This window comes from Maribacter caenipelagi (assembly GCF_004364175.1).
GTDB classification, from domain to species: domain Bacteria; phylum Bacteroidota; class Bacteroidia; order Flavobacteriales; family Flavobacteriaceae; genus Maribacter; species Maribacter caenipelagi.
This window is the reverse complement of sequence record NZ_SNZW01000016.1, coordinates 418,315-441,780: the sequence shown is the minus strand read 5'-3', so window position 1 is coordinate 441,780 and position 23,466 is coordinate 418,315. Positions and strand designations below refer to the sequence as shown.

The following is a 23,466-nucleotide window of genomic DNA, read 5'->3' as shown; positions in this document are numbered from 1 at the left end:
CTTGTGCATAGTAACTTTGGTTACCAATGTAACTACTTGCTATGCACAGTATGAAACTAACCTTACCGTTAGTTTAAACGAGTATGCCAAAGAATTAGATATTCGTCAAGAGTTTACCTATTACAACAAGTCCAACTACAATCTAGGTGTAATTTATTTTAATGACTGGGCAAATGCCTATTCAGATAAAAATACAGGACTAGCAAAGAGGTTTGCCCAAGAATTTAAAAAATCTCTTCATCTAGCAAAAGCAGATGAACGAGGTAAGACTACTATAATTTCTGTTGTCGATGATTCTTATAATGGTCTAGAATGGAGCCGTACAAAAGGTAAAGACATTTTAAAGGTTACGTTAGACGATTTATTACCCCCAAATACATCAACAAAAATTTTCATTACCTATAAGGTAAAATTACCACCAAATAAATATACTCCATACGGCTTCGGCAGCAGAGGAGATTATTACTTAAAAGATTGGTATTTAACACCTGCCGTGTACGACGGCAAATGGCATTTATATTCAAATAAAAATCTTGAGGATCTTTATATGAATGAAACCAATACCACTATTAATTTCAAATTTCCCGATAGCTTATACCTAGCCTCTAATTTTGATATAAGTACCGAATCGAAATTTCCTAACGGGCAGTTTGCCCAATTAAAAGGAAATTTACAACGTGGCGGAGAAATTATTCTGAATACACAGAAAAATTTCTACACACACCGAACACCTTACATGACCTTCGTAACAGATTTTAGTGCCCCTAGATATAGCCCAATTGGTCAAGGTTTATCCATAAATAAAGTTGCCAATTTTATACATAACAACCTTGGCGATTACCCTCATGAAAAGATTTTGGTTAGTCAAATAGACTATAACAAAGACCCTCTTTACGGCTTAAATCAACTCCCCTCTTTTATCCGACCTTACGAAGAACAGTTTCAGTTTGAAATGAAATTCTTAAAAACTTCAATCAACAGTATTCTAAGAGAAACTATGTTCTTAAACCCAAGAAAAGAACAATGGTTGAACAGCGCTATAGCGAATTATTTAATGATAGCGTATATAGAAAAATATTACCCAGACCAAAAATTAATGGGTAAGCTTTCTAAATTATGGGGCTTTAGAAGTTTTGAACTGGCTAAGATGGATTTTAATGATCAGTACGCTTTTTTATATAATCTTACTGCTAGAAAAAATTTAGATCAAGCGCTTCAAACATCAAACGATTCACTTATAAAATTCAATCAGAAAATAGCGAATAAATATAAGGCTGGTTTAGGCTTGGCATATTTGACAGATTACATTGGCAAAGAACATGTAGACCAAAGTATTAAGACATTTTTTGAGTACTATCAACTAAATACGGTAAAGGTTCATGATTTTGAATCGATTTTAAAACGTTCAACCGAACAAGATATTAATTGGTTTTTTAAAGACTATGTTTCTACCGATCGAAAAATTGATTTTAAAATTAAAAAAGTAAAGAAAGAATTAGACTCATTACATGTAACTATAAGGAACAAGGAAGGTACCAATGTACCCATTTCTGTATTTGGTCTAAAAAAAGATTCTGTGGTTTCTGAATATTGGTTTAAAGATATAGAGCTTGAAGAAACCTTCACTATTGCTAATAATGAAGAAGATAGACTGGTATTAAACTATGATCAAAAAATACCTGAATTCAATCAACGTGACAATTGGAAATCCTTAAAAGGTTTTTTATCGAGTAACAAGAAATTAAAGTTCACCTTCTTTAAAGATGCTGAAAACCCGTATTACAATCAAGTTTTCTATGTTCCCGTTTTAAGTTTTAATGTTTATGATGGATGGACACCAGGTATGCGTTTGTATAATAAAACCTTGCTAGAAAGACCATTTGTATATGATTTCTCACCCTCCTACTCCTTTAAAGAAAAAGCCTTTGTAGGTTCTGGAAAGTTCAGTTATAGAAAATACCTCAGTAAAAGCGGATTGTATGTAGCTCAATATAATATTGGTGCCGGCACGTCTCACTTCAATGAAAACTCAAGATATTCTTCTATAACACCATCATTAAGTTTTGGTTTTAGACCCGCAGATTTGTTATCGAATAAAAGAGATTTTCTATCCTTTAGATATGTAAACATTTTCAGAGATTTTGACCCAGCATTGGTAAGCTTATCAAATGACCCTGAAAATCCAGATTATAGTGTTTTTAATACGCGATATTCTAGTAGAAACAACGGTATATTAGATTACAACTCATGGTTCTTAGATTTTCAATTAGCAGGTAGTTTTACTAAACTATCCTTTGAATATGAATATCGAAAGCTATTTGAAAATAACAGACAATTAAATCTTCGATTTTTCGCAGGTAAATTTCTTAGCAACAATACAGAGACAGATTTCTTCAGCTTTGCCTTAGATCGCCCTACAGATTATCTTTTTGATTATGGGTATTTAGGACGATCAGAAGATTCTGGTATTTACAGTCAACAGATTATTATCGCCGAAGGCGGATTTAAATCGTTCTTAGACCAGCGTTACAGATTTTCTAATGATTGGATGGCGACGGTCAACGGTAGTTTCAACATTTGGAAATGGATTGAATTATACGGAGATGCTGGTTTAGTGAAAAATAAAGGTCTTGATGGCAAGTTCGTTTATGACTCTGGTGTGCGTTTAAATCTAGTAACCGATTATTTTGAACTATATCTACCCATTCACTCAAATAACGGTTGGGAAATCTCACAACCCAATTACGGTGAAAAAATACGTTTTATCATTACGGTGAGTCCTAAAACCTTAACAGGATTATTTACAAGAAAATGGTTTTAAACTATCAATTCTCAATACGTATAGTAATTTTTTTAGCTTAAATTCAGATATTTTCAAAAAAATACCAAATTTGTTGAAAAATATGGAATAAATTAACTGGTTACAGCGTTGCTAAAAAGTACTTGATTCGGTAATTTTGTATAAACACATATAATACATGGATGTTTCTTCTAAAACCAGTAATGATATTTCTTTCGAAGATTTCAAAGAACAAATTATCAATGACTATGAAATTGCTTTTTTAAGCAGAACCTGTAGTTTATTGGGTAGAAAAGAAGTCCTAACTGGTAAAGCTAAATTCGGCATCTTTGGAGACGGAAAAGAATTACCACAATTAGCAATGGCCCGATCTTTTAAAAATGGCGATTTTAGAAGTGGTTATTATAGAGATCAAACGTTCATGATGGCCTTAGGTCTTTTAAAGCCCAAAGAGTTCTTTCACGCATTATATGCAACAACTGATATAGAAAAGGAACCTATGAGTGCCGGCAGGCAAATGGGCGGTCACTTTTTAACACATAGTTTGAACGCAGATGGCAGCTGGAAAGATTTAACAAAACAAAAAAACAGTAGCGGAGACATTTCATGTACTGCTGGGCAAATGCCACGTCTTTTGGGGTTGGCCCAAGCATCTAAGGTATATAGAAATCAAAAAGGTTTAGATAGCGCCAAGTTTTCTGTAGAAGGTAACGAAATTGCATGGGGTACTATTGGTAATGCCAGTACTAGTGAAGGAATGTTTTTTGAAACTATTAATGCCGCAGGTGTTTTACAAGTACCCATGGTAATTAGTATTTGGGACGATGAATATGGCATCTCTGTACCTGCAAAATTTCATACTACAAAAGAAAATATTTCAGAAATTCTATCTGGTTTTCAAAGAACTGAAACTGAAAAAGGTTATGAGATTTTAAGAGTGAAAGGTTGGGACTATACTGCATTAATGCATGCTTATGAAAATGCAGCAGATATCGCAAGACAAGAACATGTACCGGTATTAATTCATGTAAATGAATTAACACAACCTCAAGGTCACTCTACATCAGGGTCACATGAGCGCTATAAAGATAATCAGCGTTTAGAATGGGAACGTGACCATGATTGTAATAAACGTTTTAAAGAATGGATTTTAGAATCTGGCATTGCAACTTCAGATGAATTAGACTCCATTGAAAAAAGAATTAAACGTACCGTTAGAGAAGCGAAGAAAGAAGCTTGGGATGAGTATTTAAAAGATAATCTAACCGAGAAGTCTGTATTGATCAACATAATAGAAAAAGCAGCTTCTAAAAGTGCCAACAAAAATTTTCTAAATAAGCTAAAAAATGATTTAATTGCGGTCGAAGAGCCGCTTCGAAAAGATTTGGCAATTTCAGCAAGAAAATCTTTACGCTATTTATTAGGAGAAAATACGCAAGAAAAGCAAGAATTAATACGATGGACTTCCACCTTTCTAAATGAATCTCAGCATAAATATAGCTCATATTTATATAGTGAGAATGATAATAAAGCTACAAACATTACGGCCATCATCCCTGAATACAATGACGGTGAAGAGCAAGTAGATGGTAGGGTTATTCTTAGAGATAATTTTGACAAGCTATTTGAAAAATACCCTAATACCTTAATTTTCGGGGAAGATACAGGCGCAATTGGCGATGTTAACCAAGGTCTTGAAGGTATGCAAGAGAAATACGGTAAAATACGTGTAGCAGATACCGGTATTCGAGAAACAACGATTATAGGTCAAGGAATTGGAATGGCCTTGAGAGGACTTAGACCTATTGCTGAAATTCAGTATTTAGATTATATTTTTTACGCACTATCTACCCTTACAGATGATTTAGCTACATTATTATACAGAACAGCCGGTAAACAAAAAGCGCCGTTAATCATTAGAACAAGAGGTCATAGACTAGAAGGGATCTGGCATTCTGGATCAGAAATGGGCGGATTAATACATTTACTGCGAGGTATGTATATTTTGGCTCCAAGAAACATGACACAAGCTGCCGGTTTTTATAACACACTTTTAAAGAGTGACGAACCTGCACTGGTTATTGAAAGTCTAAATGGTTACAGATTAAAGGAAAAGAAACCTAAAAATCTCGGTGAATTTTGTACTCCTATTGGTAGAGTTGAAACTATGAAAGAAGGAAGCGATATTACCTTGGTCTCTTATGGATCAACATTACGTATCGTTGAAAAAGCAGCCAAAGAATTAATTGAGGTTGGTATTGATGCTGAAGTAATAGATGCTCAAACGTTATTACCATTTGATATTGAAATGGAAGTATTAGAAAGCGTTAAAAAAACAAACCGATTGTTAGTAATAGATGAAGATGTACCAGGCGGATGTTCAGCTTATCTTTTAAATGAAATCGTGGAAAAACAAGGTGCATTTAAGTATTTAGATAGTTCACCACAAACTTTAAGTGCAAAAGCACATAGACCTGCTTATGGTACTGACGGTGACTATTTTTCTAAACCGAATAGAGAAGATATTTTTGAAAAGGTTTATGCTATAATGCATGAAGTAAATCCTGATGACTATCCGAAATTACGATAATACAGAAACTTTTAGGTAAGAAAAATCCCATGTATTTTGGGATTTTTTTGTGCCTTTATTTCTCTCTTAAAAATATTTAAACAATTTAACGAAAGCTCACAATCCTCTAACCCACTGAAAACTAAACTACCTCCGTATTTCATTCTAAAAATAATTGATTAAATACCAATCATACAGAAACATTTCTCAGAAAAACAAAAAAATTCTATACTTTTAAAGGAAATTATGAGTATTCATGAAAAACACTTTGTTAAAAGATATTGGTCTAGCCTTTTTTAGAATAGCAGTTTCAGCCATGATGTTAACCCATGGTCTTCCAAAATTCCAAAAGCTTATTTCTGGCGATTTTAAATTTGCAGATCCCTTTGGTATAGGTGAAACTCCCTCATTATTTTTAGCTGTAATCGGTGAATTTATCTGTCCTATTTTGATTATTATAGGTTTTAAATCTCGTCTAGCAGCAATACCAGTAGCCATAACTATGGCAGTCGCTGCATTTATCACTCATGGTGCAGATGATTTTGGAACAAAAGAAAAGGCATTATTTTACTTAGTTGCCTTTATTACCATTTCATTGGTAGGTCCAGGTAAATTCGGAATAGACAAAAAGTAATCGCTATACTATTTTATAGAGTAGTTCTTTAAGTAGATCGGCTTCCTTCATTGGTGTTGCCCCTACTCCTTTTCCTTTTAAATCCATCTCACGGAGGCTTGAAATGATTCCGCTTACTTTCTTCATAGGATAATTTCGTGCCGCAGTTTGTATTTCGCTTACAAAATAAGGGTTAATACGTAATGCACTGGCCACACTTTTAGGCGAATGATCAGAAAGTCCGTGATATTGCAACAACTGCGTAAAAAATGAATTTAACAAAGTAATCGTTAGTATAAACGGATTGTCTTTCGGGTTTTGAGCAAAGTAGTTGATAATCTTAGTCGCTTTAAGTATGTCTCTATCACCAATAGCTCTTTTCAGCTCAAAATTATTATAATCTTTACTTATACCGATATGCTCTTCAATATGCTGAGGGTTTATCTCGGTCTGTTTGGGAAGAACTAGTTTTAGCTTGTCAAGTTCTTTGCTAATCTTACCTAAGTCGGTACCTAAGTACTCAACGAGTAATAAAGCAGCTTTGTGAGATATCGTATATCCTCGGCTTACTAAATGTTTTCTTAGCCAATCGCTAACCTGATTTTCATATAATTTTTTACTTTCAAAAACTACCCCGTTCTTTTTAATAATCTTGTGTAGCTTTTTACGCTTATCTAGTTTCTTGTATTTATAACAAATGACAAGTACTGTAGATTGCTGGGGATTCTCTGCATAAGCACATAGGTTCTCTATAGTACGTGAAAGATGTTGCGCTTCTTTTACAATAACCACTTGTCTCTCGGCCATCATTGGGTATCGTTTGGCATTGCCAACAATATCTTCAATAGATACATCTCGACCATAAAGTACCATTTGGTTGAAACCTTTCTCTTCTTCGGTCAACACATTAGCACTTATATAATCAGAAATTTTATCAATGAAATAAGCTTCTTCCCCATACAGGAAATAAATAGGGCTGATTTGCCCTTTCTTGATTGCATTGACTATTTGTACGGCTTCATCCATTCAGAAAAAATCATCAACTTTGTATAATGCAGCCACTAAATTTCCCTAGCTACACTTTCAGGGTCAAAAATAGCGAAAATAGAACCTTGATCTTTGACGCTATACGTAAAAAATTTTTGATACTCACTCCCGAAGAGTGGGTTCGGCAACATGTAGTTCAGTTTCTAATACAAGAAAAGAAATATCCTTTAAGTCATATCAACGTTGAAAAGCAACTAACACTTAATGGTTTAAAGAAAAGATATGATGTAGTCGTATTTAAACCAAATGGTGAACTACATATACTAGTAGAGTGCAAAGCACCCGAAGTTTCAATATCTCAAATGACGTTCGATCAAATTGCTCAATACAATTTTAAATTGAATGCTACCTACTTAATGGTCACGAACGGACTCTTACATTATTACTGTCAAACAGACTTTGTTGCGGAAAAATATGAATTTATGCAAGAGATTCCTGATTTTAGCCGTTAATTTGCGATCGTTTTGAAGATAGCCGTAGTCATATTAAACTGGAATGGTGAAGTGCTTTTAGAAAGGTACTTACCCTCTGTTATCAATTATTCTCCTGATGCAGATATATATGTGGCAGATAATGCTTCAACTGACGGTTCTGTAGCCTATGTTAAGGCAAACTACCCAACAGTTAAGATTATTCAAAACACTGAAAATGGGGGCTTTACCAAGGGTTATAACGATGCATTAAAACATGTTGATGCAGATATATATTGTTTACTAAACTCAGATGTAGAAGTTTCTCCTAATTGGCTTACTCCCATAAAAGATACATTTAACAATGTACCCGAAGCAGCTATTATTCAACCCAAGATTTTAGATCTGCTTAAAAAAGATCATTTTGAATATGCTGGTGCCGCTGGTGGTTTTATTGACCAACTAGGTTATCCTTTCTGTAGAGGCAGAGTTTTTCAGACCTTAGAAAAAGATGAAGGTCAATACGATGACATAAGAGAAATATTTTGGGCTACAGGAGCCTGTATGTTCATCAAGAAAGAAGTTTTTCATGAGTTAAATGGTTTTGATGAAGATTACTTCGCCCATCAAGAAGAAGTTGATTTATGCTGGCGGGCAAAAAACCATGGCTATAAAATATTTTATGTTGGCACATCTAGTGTTTATCACTTAGGTGGTTCTACACTAAGTAACATGAACCCTAAAAAAACATATCTCAATTTCAGAAATACATTATTCTCCATCACTAAAAACCTTCCTAGAAGAAAAGCTTTTATAATTATTTTCTTAAGATTACTCTTAGATGGTATTGCGGCAATACGATTTCTTTTCCAGTTAAGATTCAAACACTTTTTCGCTATTTTTAGGGCACACTTAAGTTTTTACATGAAGTTTAGAAAAATGTATAAAAAGAGAGAAAAAACGCAATTTCTCAGAAAATACTACGCTACGAAGTCCATTGTATGGTCTTACTTCGTACATAGAATAAGCAATTTTAACATTTTAGTAAAAGATTAACTATCATGTCATATAAGTAACTTTGTAATTATATAATTTTGAAGTCGCTTAGATGCGAAAAATTGAGTAAACCACTAAATAAATATAATAGAATAGAATTATGAAAAAAGTATTATTAGGATGTCTTGGAGTAACGCTTTTACTTTCATCTTGTGTATCTTCAAAAAAGTACGCAGATCTTGAAGCTAAGCACAAAAGTGCACAAGATTTATTGAATTCAGCGACAGTAAAATTAAATGATTGTTTAGAAGAAAAAGCAACTGCTTCTTCTAGACTTCAAACTTTAGAAGATCAGAATTCTTTTTTAAAGGCAAACAACCAAGAGTTGATTAACAATATGGGTAACTTAACAACTTTGACTACCAAAGGTGCTGAGAACCTAGAGAAATCTTTAGAGAGTTTACAAGAAAAAGATTTAACTATTCGTAAGTTAAATGATGCTATTACACGTAGAGATTCTGTAAACCTATCTTTGGTACAGAGCTTAAAAGGTGTTTTAGGAAACTTGGATGATGAGGATATCGAAATCAGTGTTGAAAAAGGTGTAGTTTTCGTTTCTATTTCAGACAAATTATTATTTAGCAGCGGTAGCTACAACGTTACTAGCAGAGCTAAAGAAGTTTTAGGTAAAGTTGCTAAAGTTGTTAATAACAAGCCTGATTTTGAATTCTTGGTAGAAGGTCATACTGACAACGTACCTTATAGAGGTAACGGTTCTTTATTAGACAACTGGGATTTAAGTGTTAAACGTGCTACTGCTGTTGTACGTATACTTCAAAATGACTTCAATGTAGATCCTAAGCGTATGACTGCTGCTGGTAGATCAGAATATGTTCCAATTTCTGCAACTGAAAAATCTAAAAACAGAAGAACTCGTATCGTTGTTCTTCCAAAAATTGATCAGTTCTACAGCATGATTGAAGAAGGAATGAAAGATCCTGCAATCAACAAATAATACCTAATTGGTTTATAAAATTAAAGCGGCTCAATTGAGCCGCTTTTTTTATGCTTATGACCTAGATAAAAGACTATTTAAATTATATCTAAACTTCCTTTACCCTCACGAATAACTTCAGGTAAACCGCCTGTAGAAACATCTATGATCGTAGAACCGACATTACCGCCGTAACCACCATCTATAACAATATCCACAAGGTTATCCCATTTCTCATAAATCAATTCTGGGTCGGTAGTATACTCCAATACATCATCTTCATCACGTATAGAAGTTGAAACTATAGGATTACCCAATTCTTCGACCAAAGCTTTAACTATATTATTGTCTGGCACACGAATACCAACCGTCTTCTTCTTTTTGAATTCTTTCGGCAAATTATTGTTACCCGGCAGAATAAATGTATATGGGCCTGGTAAAGCTCTTTTCAATATTTTGAATGTAGCAGTATCAATTTGCCTAACATAATCTGAAAGGTTACTTAAATCTGTACAGATAAACGACCAGTTCGCTTTCGCCAATTTTATACCTTTTATACGAGCAATTTTCTCTAATGCCTTAGTATTTGTTATGTCACAACCTAAACCATAAACGGTATCTGTTGGATAAATAACCAAGCCACCTTTACGCAATACTTCCACTACCCTCTTTATCTCTTTAGGGTTAGGGTTATCTTCGTATATTTTAATGAATTCTGCCATAGCATTTAGGTGTAAAAAACCTTGTCGATATTAAATATAATAAAACTATCCCAATACCTCTAGCTTCGCAAAACGAAGCAATAGTTTTTTAATATCTCCTTTATCGAACATTATTTCTGCCTTTCTATCATTACCTGAACCTTCAATTTTTACTACCTTACCACGACCAAAACGAGTATGGTTAATTAAAGAACCTACTGCAAGATTTGGATCAATTGTATTAGTATTACCTACTGGTTCTGCTAATTGCGGTTTTAGTTTACGTAATTTTTTTAGTTGACCGGTATTAGGCTGCCCTACAATCGGAGGTGTACCTCTTACTGGTTTCTCTTGACGTAATCTGCTCTTATCGACTTCTCCGAAAATATCAGCGTTTATAAGTGATTTATAGCGGTAGCCACCATCTACAGGAGTAAGGTTTTCAACATATTTCTCATCAATCTCTTCTAAAAATCGACTTGGTTCTGCGTCTATCAATTTACCCCATCTATATCTATTTTGAGTATACGTTAAATATGCTTGTTTTTCAGCTCTTGTCAAGGCTACATAAAACAACCTTCGTTCCTCTTCAAGCTCACTTCGAGTACTCATACTCATACCAGATGGAAAAAGGTCTTCTTCCATACCAACAATATATACGTATGGAAATTCAAGGCCCTTTGCCAAGTGAATAGTCATCAAAGCAACCCTATCATCATCACCGGTATCATTATCTAAATCTGTAGCAAGAGCAACATCTTCTAAAAACTCGCTTATATTTCCTGTTGCTTCATCAATCTCTCTTTGACCTTCAACGAAATCTTTTATACCATTTAAAAGCTCTTCAATATTCTCCATTTTACCAATACCTTCTGGAGTCCCATCCTTTTTAAACTCTAAAAGAATACCGGTTTTCTTAGCAACATGTTCAGACAATGCAAATGCATCTGTAGTTTCGTTCATGACCTGAAAACTTTTGATCATGGTAACGAAATCTTGCAGTTTACGTTTTGTACCAGAATTGATTTTTAGATCAATTCTGTCAATATTTTCCATCACTTCGAAAATAGAACGGTTGTAGTGGTTAGCCGCAACCACTAACTTATCTAGCGTGGTACCCCCTATTCCCCTAGCAGGAAAATTAATCACTCTTTTCAACGCTTCTTCATCTTTTGGATTTATTACCAAACGCAAGTAAGAAAGCACATCTTTAATCTCTTTACGCTGATAGAAAGACAAACCACCATAAATACGATAAGGAATATCTCTTTTTCGCAAAGCATCTTCAATAGATCTCGACTGTGAGTTTGTTCTATACAACACGGCAAATTGACCATTGTTCATTTGCTGCTGCATACGATGCTCCCAAATAGAATTTGCTACAAACCTACCTTCTTCAGCATCTGTAGTACTTCTATGTATTTTTATAGCGGCACCATCGTCATTATCTGTCCAAACTACTTTTTCAATTTGATTTTGATTTTTTCCGATTACAGAGTTCGCAGCATTTACAATATTTCGTGTAGAACGGTAATTTTGCTCTAAACGATACATACCTACGTTATCGTAATCTTTTTGAAAATTCAAAATATTACTAATATTCGCCCCTCTAAAAGAATAAATACTTTGTGCATCATCACCTACCACACATATATTTTGAAAACGATCAGCCAAAGCCTTTACGATCAAATACTGAGAATGATTGGTATCTTGGTACTCATCGACCAATATATATCTAAATCTATCTTGATACTTCATCAACACATCTGGGTAACGTGTTAACAGCTCATTGGTTCTTAATAGTAAATCATCAAAATCCATCGCCCCTGCTTTAAAACAACGGTCTACATAATTTTCATAAATATCACCTGTTCTTGGCTTTTTTGCCATGGCATCTTGTTCGACTAAATCTGGATCATTTCGGTAAGCCTTTACCGTAATTAAACTATTCTTAAAAGAAGAAATTCTATTTTGAATCTGCTTGTATTTATAAATATCCTTATCGAGCCCCATTTCCTTGATAATTGAAGCCAATAACCGCTGAGAATCTTGCGTATCATAAATAGTAAAATTTGCCGGATACCCTAGTTTATCACCATCAATACGTAATAATTTTGCAAAAACTGAGTGGAAAGTCCCCATCCAAAGGTTTTTTGCTTCAGCATTACCTACAATACTAGCAATACGTGCTTTCATTTCACGTGCCGCTTTATTGGTAAATGTCAATGATAAAATATTAAAAGAATCTACACCCTGTGCCATAAGGTGTGCAATTCTATATGTAAGTACACGAGTTTTACCCGATCCAGCACCAGCAATAACCATTAAAGGTCCGTCTTTATGCAAAACAGGAGCCTTTTGGGCATCGTTCAATTCATCTATAAATGAGCTCAAATTTTCTTTCTTTTAGTGATGTAAATTTAGCCATTATTGAGGGATAGTAAAAGTGAAGTGATTTAGATTTGTAAACAATGGATGGTATTTCTTTTCATTTTGAATATATTTAAACTTTAATTCCGCAGAAAGAGTTTACAGAGCGATACATTTGAGTCTTAAATGATCGACAGAAACATAGAGAACAATTTAATATTAAATACTGATTATGAGAAAACTAGGTTTATTGACCCTCGTTCTTTTCGGTTTTACCGTTCAGGCACAAGGACCAAATCTTGAAAAAGACTACAAAGCTATAGAAAGCAAAGTAGTTGATTGGAGAAGAGAAATTCATCAAAATCCGGAATTAGGGAATCGTGAATTCAAAACAGCTGAAAAAATTGCCAAGCACTTAAAGTCTTTAGGAATAGAAGTTCAAACTGGTGTTGCGCATACCGGCGTAGTTGGTCTTCTTAAGGGAGATTTACCTGGTAAAGTAGTAGCATTAAGAGCAGATATAGATGCCTTACCTGTTACAGAGCGTAATGATTTGCCATATAGATCTAATGTTACTTCAGAATTTATGGGTGAAAAAGTAGGTGTTATGCATGCTTGCGGGCATGATACGCATACTGCAATTTTAATGGGCGTTGCAGAAATAATGTCTAAAAACAAGGATAAAATTAAAGGAACTGTGAAGTTCATCTTTCAACCAGCCGAAGAAGGACCGCCACCAGGAGAAGAAGGTGGAGCTCTATTAATGGTAAAAGAAGGTGTCATGAACAGCCCTAAGGTAGATGCGATTTTCGGTTTACACATTAATTCTCAAACTCCTGTAGGGGTTATCAAATACAAATCGGGTGGAACAATGGCCGCCGCCCAACAGTTTGTTATAAATGTAAAAGGAAAACAATCTCACGGTTCTCAGCCTTGGTCAGGTGTTGATCCCATTTTGATCAGCGCTAAAATTATTGACGGTCTACAAACAATCATCAGTAGAGAAACAGAGCTTACCAATGAAGCTGCAGTAATTACAGTTGGTAAAATTAAAAGCGGTGTTCGTTTTAATATTATACCAGAATCTGCTGAGATGATCGGTACGATTAGAACGTTAGATTATGACATGAAAGACAAGCTTAATAAGCGTATGGTCGAAATGGTAAGCGATATTGCCAAGGCATATGGCGGCGAAGCTACATGTGTAATAACAGATGCTACAGATATTACGTATAACAACCCAGAATTGGTAGAACAAATGTTACCTACTATTAAAAGGGTTGCCGGAAATGAAAATGTACAATTTCAAAAAGCAGTTACCGGTGCTGAAGATTTCTCTTATTTTCAAAGAGAAGCTCCAGGATTTTTCTTTTTCTTAGGAGGAATGACTCCGGGTACTACAGAATCATTTCCGCACCACACACCAGATTTTTTAATCGATGATAGCGGCTTACTTTTAGGAGTACGCACACTTACCGAAATGAGTCTAGATTATTTAAATAGCGAACAAACTCCGCTTTTAGATATTAAACCAAAAGGATAATTTTGATGAACGAATTCTTTAATACTATTCCAAGTCCGCCATGGTGGACTTGGATATTTTTGTTTCTTTTCATTGTTGCTATCTGGGATATTTTTATTCAAAAGCGACATACCATTAAGCATAACTTTCCTATTGTAGGTCATTTGCGTTATTGGCTAGAAAGTATTGGTCCAGAAATGCGTCAATATTTTGTTGCTAATAACAGAGAAGAACTTCCTTTCAATAGAATCGAAAGAGGCTGGATCTACGCTTCGGCAAAAAAGGAAAACAATTATGAAGGTTTTGGTTCTGACCGAGATTTATATGCGCATCAGCACATATTTATTAAAAATAGAATGATGGGTTACGAAGTTCCTTCAGGGCACCCAAATGATACAGAACCCAACTTTATACCATGTGCAAAAGTCATGGGGCAGCACAACAATCGTAGAAAACCATTTAGACCAGGTAGTATTGTAAACGTATCTGCTATGAGCTTTGGATCATTATCAGCTGCGGCGGTAGAAGCTATGAACAAAGGAGTTAAAAAAGCCGGTGCTTATCATAATACCGGCGAAGGCGGCTTATCCCCTTATCATAAACATGGTGGTGATATTGTATTTCACTTTGGTACCGGTTATTTCGGCGTAAGAACTGAAGATGGTAATTTCTCTATGGAGAAAATGAAAAAACTGGTTGTGGACAATCCGTGTATAAAGGCCATTGAAATAAAATTATCTCAAGGTGCGAAACCTGGAAAAGGCGGAGTTTTACCAGGAGCAAAAATTACTCCTGAACTTGCTGAAATTAGAGGTGTTGAAGTTGGCAAAGATGTATTATCGCCAGCGACACATAAAGCATTTTCTAATGTAACCGAGTTAATGGCACTTATTGAAAATATCGCCAATGAAACAGGTTTACCAGTTGGAATTAAAGGTGCAATAGGAAAATTAGATCAATGGGAAGAATTGGCAGATATAATGGTAGAGACTGGTAAAGGCCCTGATTTCATTACCGTAGATGGTGGTGAAGGTGGTACCGGTGCCGCTCCCCCATCATTTGCTGATCACGTATCGCTACCATGGGTTTACGGATTCTCTAGTTTGTATAGAGTTTTCTTAAATAGAAATCTTACTGACCGCATTGTATTTATAGGTTCAGGTAAATTAGGTTTCCCGGCAAAAGCCGCCATGGCATTTGCAATGGGCGTAGATTGTATTAATGTTGCCCGCGAAGCAATGATGAGTATTGGCTGTATTCAAGCACAAGTTTGCCATACAAATACATGCCCTACAGGTATAGCAACACAAAGTAAATGGTTACAAAAAGGTATTAATGTACCTTTAAAATCAGATAGACTAGCGCAATATTTTAATACGTTTAGAAAAGAATTTCTAGAAATTACCCATGCTGCGGGCTATGAACACCCTAGTCAATTTACAATGGACGATGTGCAAGTAAACGTTGACGATAACGACCTTAATAAAAGTTTAGCCTCAACATACGGCTATAATAAAGCAAAAGTACCGTTTGCAGGAGTTCAACAATTAAAAGACTGTTCGTATCTTGGCGGCAAAATTTAGATTAACCTATTTAATGCATTTTCATATGAAACAATTTTTTTTATGTTCAGCCCTATTTTTTCTGGGATTAAATACTACCCAAGCTCAGAAAAAAAGCGAACTGATCGAACAGAATCAAGATTTAAAATATAAGCTAGATTCTATATCTAGACTGGTGAGTACATCTCAAAGAAATGAAAAATTAGCAAATCAACGTTCAGACGAATATCAATCTCAAGTAATGGAGTTGCAAGATGCAAATGCTACTTTAATGAAAAACTTAAATAGTTTTGCAGCCTTGTCTAGCCAAAATTCAGAGAACATCAATAAAACCATGGCCGCTTTAGAACGAAAAGAAAAGCAACTTAAAGGTGTTACAGATGCAGTTGCGAGTAATGACTCTACTGCTGTTGTAATTTTGACCAATACGAAGCAAGTTTTGGGTGAAAATGCAAAAGTTGGTGTAGCCGATGGCTCTGTAATTATTTCTGAAAAATTGGACTATTTTTTTACTGACGGTGTTGGTGTCAATGTATCTAGCGAATCAATCGGGTGGATAGAGAATGTAGCAAAGGTTGCGAATGCAAATCCCACCAGTGTAATTACCATTGCTAGTTTAAATATCACCGGCGAAATGAATATCGCCCTACAACAAGCGACCGCAATTGCAAGTATTTTAATTAAAGATTTTGGAGTTAATGGCGAGCGAATTATAGCTGTTGCTCAAGATGGTGGCTTAAGAGAATCACTACAAATAAAGTTTCAACCAGATTATAAAGCATTTTATGATATGGCGAAGGGAGACGCTAAAAACTAAATACTTGTATTTCATCGATAAGACACTATACTAATTGAGAAATTTGGACGTTCTTATTTCGTAATTAATAACTAATTAAAAATGAACTCCGACCAAATTTTTCAACTTTTCGCTTATTTAATACCTTCAGTTGTTACTGGTGCAATAGCTTTCTATTTCTTTAGAATGCACACTAATAATGAAGAAGGTAGACGACGTTTTCTTTTACATAAAGATTCTCAAAAAGATACGCTACCGGTTCGCTTACAAGCTTACGAAAGAATGGCATTATTTTTAGAACGTATCGCTATACCCAGCTTGGTTGTTCGTGTAGCTCCACAAAGTGATGACAAAAATGCATATGAGAATTTATTGGTAAAAAGTATTGAAACTGAATTTGACCATAACCTATCGCAGCAAATTTATATGACCGATGAATGTTGGAATATTATTAAAGCAGCAAAAAGCGCAACAATTCAAATGATCAGAAAAGCAGCGATGAGCAATACAGAAACTGCCGATAAACTGAGAGAAGATATTTTAAATGAAACCATGGACAAAACTTCTCCATCAGCTACTGCCCTATCTTTTGTAAAAAGAGAAATTGGTGATTTATGGTAGAATTTAAAATGATATTAAAATAAAAAAAATGCTTTCCAGAGGGAAAGCATTTTTTTTGTTGTAGCTATTGATCAAAGCATATTTCTCAAAAAGCACTATTCATGCTCATTAGGCTCAATTGGGTTTGTTTCTTCATTCTTATTTTTAGCGTACAGATAACCTCTCTTCCACCACAACGTCATTTTTGCTTTGTCGAATATCAAAGAGTTGGTCGTTAATATTGTGGGAGTATAAAATAGATTGATAATCGCATTCTTTTGATTGGCTACTAATTTTCCTATTCTGATGTTTTGGTTTTCAATTCTATCTAGAATAAAGCTCATCATGGTAGTAATCAACTCGAACGGATTACGAGACGCCACCCTATTCATATAGTTTACCTCAGTATGTAAAACCACAACATCTACCTCTGTAGCTCCTCTTTTAATCGCTTCCTCTATAGGCACAATACTACCTAAACCACCATCAGCATACTCGCAAGAATTTTTACGAACCAAACTCATAAATGGGGTGTAATTAGCTGAAATCCAGATCCAATCGCAATAATCTTCATAAGTACAATCTTTAATCGATTTATACTCTACTTGATTTAAAGACAGGTTAGAAACGGTTATAACAACATCAGAATCACCATTCTTTAGCGTTTCAAATTCTTCAATGGTTAGACTGTTTTCAATAAGCTTGCGCAAATTTTCACTCTCGCCAAAGGTCTTTTTCCCAATCATAAAGTTTCTAAGAACATTCCAGTGGTTTATAGAAATTTCTTCGTTGCCTCGAATATTTTTGACCAAAAACGGACAGTTATTGAAGATGCTTTTCTGATTAACATTAGAATATATTTCTTTGATTTTATCTAATTTACCCAACGCTAAATGAGAAATAAGAAGACTTCCGGTGGAAGTACCTACAAAAATATCATATTTTCTACCTTCTTCTTGTATAAGATATTGGGCAACACCACCTGCAAAGGCTCCTTTACTGCCACCACCCGAAATAACCAATGCTTTCATTATAACTTTAATTTCGTTTTAAGATAACGCAAATCTGATGAATTTAGTTGATTTGCTACCTTTTCAATTTCTTTTTTCTGTTCTTCATCATTCCATAAGGTATCAAATAACTGTCTGGCATAATTTCTAAATTGCCAAGAATGATGATTCGTTGCCTTTATCAAATTCATGAACACATCATCATTTAAAACTTTTATTTCAGAGAGATATTGAAACGCCGTTTGTCGTACTTCAGGATTATAAATAGGGCTTGTATAACCAACAAGTTCGCTATGGTAATAAACACTTTCTGTAGGATTATAATCTGGAGTAAACAATGCCAAAGTAAGCCAAAGCAAACGGACATTTTTATTAGGTAGCCCCACGATATCCTTCGTTTTTTCTAAAAAGACAGTTCTATCGTAATCAAAACTAGACCATAGATTATAAAGCATTAATTCGTTTGTAATATAACTATCATCTAACAATAATGGTTCAGCAAATTCTTTTAGACCCTCCGGAATTTTATTCATCTTCTGAGCTGCAAATTGCCTTATTCTTATATCATCGTTGGTAATTAAAGGAGACAAATCCAATGCTATTGAATCCCCTTTTTGTTGAAGTAATTCTAGCTTTAGTTCAGTGGTTAATTTTGGGTCCTTTAATATTTCAATAGTTGAAAATGTTCTAGAATAATGTTTTAGGTCATAATACATTCTTAATGATGAACTATTTTTTATTAAATAATTCTTCGCAACATCTATCGGAAATACATCACTTTCTAACCAAATCGCTTTAAAATTTTTCAGATTTTGACCACTTGCCTCCTCTATTACAGCAATAAATTCTGCAACAGTCACATTTCGAAACTGATATTTGATTAAGTAATTCTTAATTCCCGTTTTAAATTTCTCTTCTCCTATTTCATCTTTAAGCATAGCTAAAGCCCAAGCTCCTTTTTCATAGAAAGTAAGACTACTAGCTTTAGGGTTCAACAAGCTCTCCCCTTCTCCCTTTTCAGAAATATCATTTAACACTTTTGCTGTATCAAATAACTTCCAATAAAAATAATCATCACTAAAAATTTCTTTCTCAGCTACATATGCGTAATAAGTAGCAAAACCCTCATGTAACCAATGATCCTCGCTGTTCTTTTCTGTTACCAAATTACCAAACCATTGATGTGCCAATTCATGAGCATTAATATTCACATAATTTCTATCAATAAAAGAAGTGGAATCAATAACAAAAGCATCAGAGAAAAAAGTAGCGCTCGTATTTTCCATACCTGCGTATAAAAAATCATGAACTGGCACTTGCTTATAATTCTGCCAAGGATAAGCGACGCCTATCTCATTTTCTAAAAAATCAAATATCCTTTTTGTATATCTATAAGTAGGTTCCACTTTTAGACTGTCACCAGGATAATAATAGTTTTCAATATCAACACCACTATTAGATTTCAATACTTGTTTATCGTAATTACCAATCGCGAAAGCCAACAAATAACTACTCATTGGTTTTTTCATATCAAATAACCAAATAGCATCTTCCTCATCATTATCAGTTTTTAAAAGTAAATTACCATTCGCAATTACTTGATACTTTTTATCAGCTTCAATCCTCAGTTCGAATTCTATTTTTTCTTCCATATCGTCAAAACTAGGAAGCCAATGGCTAGTGTATTTTCCTTGCCCTTGCGTCCATATCTGCTCATTCCCTTCCACATCATCATCCCAACCAATGAAATAAACCGTTTGCTTCGGTTTGGCTATATATTCAAGAATCAGTTTATGAGACTCTCCTTTTTTGAATTTGTGGTTAATAGAAATCGTTTTTTCTTTCGTAGTAAAATCTACCTTTTTCCCATCTAGCTCTACTTTTAAAAAATCCATATTCTTAGCATCAAGAAATACAGAGTCAACATTTTTCAAAACATTAAAACGATAGATTACCCCACCTTTAATCGTTTTTTCTTTAGGTACTGGGCTTAAGTAAAGCTTAGCCTTAATAAAGTCTACTTTATCTTGATGTTGCCCATAAGAATAGAAACAAAAAGAAAGAACAAAGGCTAGAACTATTTTTTTCATGTAGGTTATTAAGTTTGTAGAATTTCAAATTTAATACTTTAGTTTGTCGCAATTCTACCTAAAGCCTATTTTAGTGCCATGAACGCAAACTTCTTGCAAACTCCTATTGTATACCTTAAAGGTGTTGGTCCGAACAGGGCCGAAACCTTAAAGTCCGAATTAGGGGTAGAAACTTATCAAGATTTGCTGAATTTATTCCCCAATCGTTATATCGATAAGACCCAATATTATAAAATTAGTCAGCTACAACGTAGCAGTGCAGACGTTCAGATTATAGGTAAGGTAGTTCATTTAAAAACGGTCGAGCAAAAGAGAGGTTCGCGTTTAGTAGCCCGTTTTAAAGATGATACCGGTGAAATAGAATTAGTATGGTTTAGAGGTCAAAAGTGGTTGCGAGAAAATCTAAAACTGAACGTACCTTATGTAATCTTCGGAAAATGTAATTGGTACAATGGAACATTTTCAATGCCACATCCAGAAATGGAACCTTTAAAAGCACACGAACAAGGTACAAAGGTCTATATGCAACCAGTGTACCCATCTACCGAAAAGCTAAGCAACAAAGGGATTACCAATAAAGTCATCAGTAAATTGATGCAACAGGTTTTTATTGAAATCAACGGCAAATTCACAGAAAGCCTATCGGACAAATTATTATATGACCTTAAGCTCATTAACAAGAGCGAAGCAATGTTCAATATCCACTTTCCTAAAAATCAGGAATTATTGGCCAAAGCGCAATGGCGTTTAAAATTCGAAGAACTCTTTTACATTCAATTACAGCTCATAGGAAAAAACGTTTCTCGTAAAAAAAAGATAAAGGGTTTCCCATTTAGCGAGGTAGGAGATTATTTTAAAGATTTCTACAATAACAAATTACCATTTGAGCTTACCGGAGCACAGAAACGGGTAATTAAAGAAATACGCTCAGATTTAGGAAGTAATGCCCAGATGAACCGCCTATTGCAAGGCGATGTAGGTTCAGGCAAAACCATTGTTGCCGTAATGACCATGCTTTTGGCGATTGATAACGGATTTCAAGCTTGCTTAATGGCACCAACAGAAATTCTAGCCAATCAGCATTTTCAAGGCATTTCTGAATTGCTGGAAGGAACGGAGATTACTTGCGCTTTACTTACTGGTTCCGTAAAGAAATCGGCACGTAAACCAATTCACGAACAGTTAGAAAATGGAGAGCTTAATATACTTATTGGCACCCATGCTCTTCTAGAAGATAAAGTAAAATACAAGAATTTAGGAATAGCGATTATTGATGAGCAGCACCGTTTTGGTGTAGCTCAGCGTTCTAAATTATGGCATAAAAACGAGTTTCCGCCACATATTTTGGTAATGACCGCAACACCTATACCTAGAACTTTAGCAATGAGTTTATATGGCGATTTAGATATCTCTGTGATTGATGAATTGCCACCTGGTCGTAAACCTATAAAAACTGTTCACCGTTATGATGCCAACCGATTAAAGGTTTTTCGTTTTATACGTGATGAGATTGAAAAAGGGAGACAGATATATGTGGTATACCCATTAATTCAAGAATCTGAAGCAATGGATTATAAAGATTTAATGGACGGTTATGAGAGTATTGCACGTGACTTTCCACAGCCAAAATATCAAATATCTATTGTACACGGACAAATGAAACCGGCGGACAAAGAGTTTGAAATGAACCGTTTTGTTCAAGGAGAAACACAAATAATGGTAGCCACAACCGTTATCGAAGTTGGTGTAAACGTACCTAATGCTTCAGTAATGATTATTGAAAGCGCTGAACGTTTTGGATTATCACAGCTACATCAATTGCGCGGGCGTGTTGGTCGTGGTGCCGATCAGAGTTTCTGTATTCTTACGACGAGCCATAAATTATCTAGCGAAGCTAAGACTAGGCTAGAAACCATGGTAGCCACCAACGACGGATTCGAAATTGCAGAGGTGGATCTAAAACTTCGCGGACCAGGAGATATTATGGGTACACAACAAAGCGGACTATTGAATCTAAAAATAGCCGATATTGTTAAGGATAATGACATCTTAAAATCTGCTCGCTACCACGCATTACAATTACTAAAAGAAGACCCTTCATTAAGTAAACCAGAGAATCTAATTATTAGACATATGTACGCCCAGTTAGTGAAACATAAGAATATCTGGACGTATATTAGTTAATTATATTGACGAAATCTGGTGAATAAGGCAATTCTACTTCTCTTAAAATATTACCATAAAAATTGCAATAGACCAATAAACCTATATCATCAGGTCTAGAATTATCGTACCCCATAACAACTAATTCATTCTTAAAATCTAAAGAAATATTAATTACCGAATATGATTCATTGTATTTCTCAACTAAATGAGTGAATATTTCTTCAAATTTAACATTCAAATCAACAATTTTATTTTCGCTAAAATTGAATAATATAGGTGTAAATGCAGACGAAGTAGTGAACTCTAAACTAGGTTTATAAAAAACCATTTGATTTTCGGAAAAAGAAGTTTTAAATATATAATTTCCATTATACTCTGAGAACGCATTGTTATTTCCCTCATTAATCAATGTGTTGGTCTTAATATCATATACTTTATAATCACCATTGATATATGTTAAGTAAAGCGTGTCTGAGTTTATGGTTGCAAAATTGAAACTTGAGTCCATTTCGAACATTAATGGTTCTTGATTTCTATCTAAATCAACTAACCATAATTCACTGTTTAAAGTAAAATTCTCGTCTTGCATCTCTCTAAACTTGAAACCAAGAAAGTAATTGCCAAATAATTTAGAATCATAAAGTGGTCCGTTCCCTAATAAAAACTCATTACAACTTTCATCCGTATTATTCCAAGAATTCAAATAAAGAGGTGCATCAACACTATTTAAAGAGTTTAAGTAGGTATGTACAAAATAATTTTTAGAGCCGCTTAGACCAGCCTGACTAGAAGCAGGAAGATTTAAAGGGTCGCAGAAAGCATCTAATACAAAAGTATTGGATTCAATAAAATTAAATTGTGAAATTTTAGCTTGATATCCGGTATCCATATTATATTTTAATGAACCATGTGTAAAAATACCATCATAAAAACTAACATTTGAAGATCCAAAATTTCCTAAATCCAATGTTTCAGACAAATTTGTTATTTCAATATTATCCGCAAGAGAATTTACCTCCATCGCATAATAATATCCAACGTTCTTACTGATTGCAACCAAGGTAGGAAATGAAACTTCTTCAACCACTTCTTCATCTTCAACAATTTCATCTTCAATAATTTCTTCCTCAACAACATCTGGTGTTATGGGGTCAACAGAATCATCACTACAAGAAATATACAAAATGGCAAATATTATTAAGGTCAGTTTTATTTTCATA

General features: G+C 34.5%; 17 protein-coding genes. 11 read left to right on the top strand and 6 right to left on the bottom strand.

What is annotated here, in order from left to right; all coding sequences use genetic code 11:
* Position 1: 1 nt before the first annotated feature.
* From DFQ03_RS14335 to DFQ03_RS14325, 3 genes are all read left to right on the top strand, one after another.
* The gene (locus DFQ03_RS14335) at positions 2 to 2,821 is read left to right on the top strand and encodes a metalloprotease (protein WP_243834512.1); all 2,820 of its coding nucleotides are present in this window, start codon (positions 2 to 4) and stop codon (positions 2,819 to 2,821) included.
* Between the two features lie 157 nt (positions 2,822 to 2,978).
* Positions 2,979 to 5,390: an alpha-ketoacid dehydrogenase subunit alpha/beta gene (locus tag DFQ03_RS14330; protein ID WP_133673856.1), complete on the top strand. Its 2,412-nt coding sequence runs from the start codon at positions 2,979 to 2,981 to the stop codon at positions 5,388 to 5,390.
* 235 nt (positions 5,391 to 5,625) lie between these two features.
* A complete protein-coding gene (locus DFQ03_RS14325; RefSeq protein WP_133673855.1) occupies positions 5,626 to 6,003 on the top strand; it encodes a DoxX family protein in 378 nt (125 codons plus the stop codon).
* A gap of 3 nt (positions 6,004 to 6,006) precedes the next feature.
* On the opposite strand, the gene holA is transcribed toward DFQ03_RS14325, so the two are convergent.
* A complete protein-coding gene (gene holA, locus DFQ03_RS14320; protein ID WP_133673854.1) occupies positions 6,007 to 7,008 on the bottom strand; it encodes a DNA polymerase III subunit delta in 1,002 nt (333 codons plus the stop codon).
* A 26-nt stretch (positions 7,009 to 7,034) separates the two neighbouring features.
* Between holA and DFQ03_RS14315 the strand changes: the two genes are divergently transcribed.
* The 3 genes from DFQ03_RS14315 (at position 7,035) to DFQ03_RS14305 (ending at position 9,450) form a co-directional block, all read left to right on the top strand.
* Positions 7,035 to 7,481 (top strand): type I restriction enzyme HsdR N-terminal domain-containing protein, encoded by a 447-nt coding sequence (locus DFQ03_RS14315; RefSeq protein WP_133673853.1) that lies wholly within the window; start codon positions 7,035 to 7,037, stop codon positions 7,479 to 7,481.
* Positions 7,482 to 7,493: 12 nt separating this feature from the next.
* Positions 7,494 to 8,495, top strand: a complete 1,002-nt coding sequence (locus DFQ03_RS14310; protein WP_133673852.1) for a glycosyltransferase family 2 protein — start codon at positions 7,494 to 7,496, stop codon at positions 8,493 to 8,495.
* Positions 8,496 to 8,595: 100 nt separating this feature from the next.
* On the top strand, positions 8,596 to 9,450 hold the full coding sequence (locus DFQ03_RS14305; RefSeq protein ID WP_133673851.1) for an OmpA family protein: 855 nt from the start codon (positions 8,596 to 8,598) through the stop codon (positions 9,448 to 9,450).
* A 77-nt stretch (positions 9,451 to 9,527) separates the two neighbouring features.
* Here the strand turns inward: DFQ03_RS14305 and DFQ03_RS14300 are convergent, their stop codons facing one another.
* Both DFQ03_RS14300 and DFQ03_RS14295 read right to left on the bottom strand, forming a co-directional pair.
* Positions 9,528 to 10,151, bottom strand: a complete 624-nt coding sequence (locus DFQ03_RS14300; protein WP_133673850.1) for an L-threonylcarbamoyladenylate synthase — start codon at positions 10,149 to 10,151, stop codon at positions 9,528 to 9,530.
* A 45-nt stretch (positions 10,152 to 10,196) separates the two neighbouring features.
* Positions 10,197 to 12,524, bottom strand: coding sequence for an ATP-dependent helicase (locus tag DFQ03_RS14295; RefSeq protein WP_133673849.1), 2,328 nt, complete (start codon positions 12,522 to 12,524; stop codon positions 10,197 to 10,199).
* Between the two features lie 208 nt (positions 12,525 to 12,732).
* Between DFQ03_RS14295 and DFQ03_RS14290 the strand changes: the two genes are divergently transcribed.
* The 4 genes from DFQ03_RS14290 to DFQ03_RS14275 all read left to right on the top strand — a co-directional run bounded on the left by DFQ03_RS14290 (position 12,733) and on the right by DFQ03_RS14275 (position 17,001).
* Positions 12,733 to 14,043, top strand: a complete 1,311-nt coding sequence (locus DFQ03_RS14290; RefSeq protein ID WP_133673848.1) for an amidohydrolase — start codon at positions 12,733 to 12,735, stop codon at positions 14,041 to 14,043.
* Positions 14,044 to 14,048: 5 nt separating this feature from the next.
* Complete coding sequence (locus DFQ03_RS14285) at positions 14,049 to 15,605, top strand: FMN-binding glutamate synthase family protein (RefSeq protein ID WP_133673847.1); 1,557 nt, start codon at positions 14,049 to 14,051, stop codon at positions 15,603 to 15,605.
* A 25-nt stretch (positions 15,606 to 15,630) separates the two neighbouring features.
* Positions 15,631 to 16,401: a hypothetical protein gene (locus tag DFQ03_RS14280; protein ID WP_133673846.1), complete on the top strand. Its 771-nt coding sequence runs from the start codon at positions 15,631 to 15,633 to the stop codon at positions 16,399 to 16,401.
* A gap of 81 nt (positions 16,402 to 16,482) precedes the next feature.
* Positions 16,483 to 17,001 carry a DUF7935 family protein gene (locus DFQ03_RS14275; RefSeq protein ID WP_133673845.1) on the top strand — a complete coding sequence of 173 codons (519 nt, stop codon included), beginning with the start codon at positions 16,483 to 16,485 and terminating at the stop codon, positions 16,999 to 17,001.
* 95 nt (positions 17,002 to 17,096) lie between these two features.
* On the opposite strand, the gene DFQ03_RS14270 is transcribed toward DFQ03_RS14275, so the two are convergent.
* Both DFQ03_RS14270 and DFQ03_RS14265 read right to left on the bottom strand, forming a co-directional pair.
* On the bottom strand, positions 17,097 to 18,011 hold the full coding sequence (locus tag DFQ03_RS14270) for a patatin-like phospholipase family protein (RefSeq protein WP_133673844.1): 915 nt from the start codon (positions 18,009 to 18,011) through the stop codon (positions 17,097 to 17,099).
* On the bottom strand, positions 18,011 to 20,080 hold the full coding sequence (locus DFQ03_RS14265; RefSeq protein ID WP_133673843.1) for a M1 family metallopeptidase: 2,070 nt from the start codon (positions 20,078 to 20,080) through the stop codon (positions 18,011 to 18,013). The genes DFQ03_RS14270 and DFQ03_RS14265 overlap by 1 nt, the downstream gene beginning before the upstream one ends.
* Before the next feature lie 78 nt (positions 20,081 to 20,158).
* Between DFQ03_RS14265 and recG the strand changes: the two genes are divergently transcribed.
* Positions 20,159 to 22,264, top strand: a complete 2,106-nt coding sequence (recG, locus tag DFQ03_RS14260) for an ATP-dependent DNA helicase RecG (RefSeq protein ID WP_133673842.1) — start codon at positions 20,159 to 20,161, stop codon at positions 22,262 to 22,264.
* On the opposite strand, the gene DFQ03_RS14255 is transcribed toward recG, so the two are convergent.
* Positions 22,257 to 23,465 carry a hypothetical protein gene (locus DFQ03_RS14255; protein WP_133673841.1) on the bottom strand — a complete coding sequence of 403 codons (1,209 nt, stop codon included), beginning with the start codon at positions 23,463 to 23,465 and terminating at the stop codon, positions 22,257 to 22,259. The two genes, recG and DFQ03_RS14255, sit on opposite strands and share 8 nt — an antisense overlap.
* Between the last annotated feature and the right edge of the window lies 1 nt (position 23,466).